We start from the raw sequence: 834 nt of genomic DNA, 5'->3' as shown, positions 1-834 counted from the left end.
GCTGATCACGGCCCCGACCCACAACGACTGGCAGCCCCCCGGCGGGGTGCTGCGGATCAACGTGGTCCAACGTGGCCACGCCCTCCCCGACCTCTCCCCGGAGCGGCCCAGGGCTGCGCGGTGGGCCGGTGGGGTCATTCCTTCTTGAGCTTGTCCTGGATCGTGCCGGCGGCCTTCTCCACCCGGTTGGGGACCTCGGTGGTGCCGTAGAACCGGGCATCGGGGTGGGTGGGCGGGGGCATCGGCACCCCGGCCATGGGCTCGTCCTTGTACCCGAACTCGCCCTTGCCGTCCGGGGTCGGCCCGGACGCCCAGGAGCCCTCCGCGGCGGCGGCGCCGTCGGAGAAGTTGTAGTAGTCGTAGGAGAACTCGGTGGCCTCCTTGGCCTGCGGGAAGTTGGAGGGCACCGGCATCTGCTCCAGCCCGTCGGCCTGCAGCTCCTTCACCGCGGCCATCCACTGGTTCTGGTGCATGGTGTCGCGTGCCAGCAGGAAGGACAGCATGTCCCGGATGCCCTTGTCGTCGGTCATGTGGTAGAGCCTCGCGACCTGCACCCGGCCCTGCATCTCCGCGTTGACGTTGGCGGACATGTCCGCCAACAGGTTCCCGGAGGCGGTCACGTAGGACCCCGACCAGGGGTTGCCCATCGAGTCCACCGGTCGCGCCCCGGCTCCGGCCACGATCGCGTGCTGCAGGTCCGTTCCGCCGATCACCGCCGCCACCGCCGGATCGGACTGGATCGCGTCCTCGGTGATGCCCACCGGGGCCTTCTCCAGCAGCTGGGCGACCATCGTGGCGAGCATCTCGATGTGGCCGAACTCCTCGGCGGCGGTG

At 70.1% G+C, this 834-nt stretch carries 1 protein-coding gene; it reads right to left on the bottom strand.

The features are described 5' to 3' along the window. Positions 1 to 134: 134 nt before the first annotated feature. Positions 135 to 834 (bottom strand): manganese catalase family protein (locus ACYVM4_RS16150; RefSeq protein ID WP_460669193.1); only part of this gene is annotated, 700 nt, incomplete at its 5' end.

The sequence above is a fragment of the Kocuria himachalensis genome (genome assembly GCF_054784195.1).
Note: the sequence above shows the minus strand (reverse complement) of the source record. Positions and strands in the feature narration are given on the sequence as shown.